Below are 366 nucleotides of genomic sequence, written 5' to 3'. Positions count from 1 at the left end.
ATCGAGAATGGCCCAATTTGACCACGCCGGCGGCTCGAAACGGGCTTGCCCCTTTGCCCCGTCGATCAGCCCGTCCCGAGCTTTCCGACGATATATCATAATGGCGAATCGGGCGGGCGGATCGAAAGTTAGGGCCTCGGCACGCCAAGCCTGTCCGCAGGAACCTCCATTCCGGAAGGCGCAAATAGTTTCTTCCGCGGATATACCCCGGGTGCGATCATACCAGCGCTAATGCACCGGATCCCATCAGAACTCCGCAGTTAAGCGTGCTTGGGCGAGAGTAGTACTAGGATGGGTGACCTCCTGGGAAGTCCTCGTGTTGCACTCCCTTTTTGCTTTTCGCGTCAATTTGGGCCTCCCCTCCTT

General features: G+C 57.9%; 1 rRNA gene. It reads left to right on the top strand.

The window, feature by feature from the left end:
- Positions 1-209 precede the first annotated feature (209 nt).
- Positions 210-328: ribosomal RNA gene (gene rrf, locus DJ029_RS21565) — 5S ribosomal RNA — on the top strand.
- The last annotated feature ends 38 nt before the right edge of the window (positions 329-366 follow it).

The organism is Oceanibium sediminis (assembly GCF_003265325.1).
GTDB lineage: Bacteria > Pseudomonadota > Alphaproteobacteria > Rhodobacterales > Rhodobacteraceae > Halovulum > Halovulum sediminis.
The sequence above is the reverse complement of the archived record's forward strand: the minus strand, read 5'-3'. Positions and strand labels throughout refer to the sequence as shown.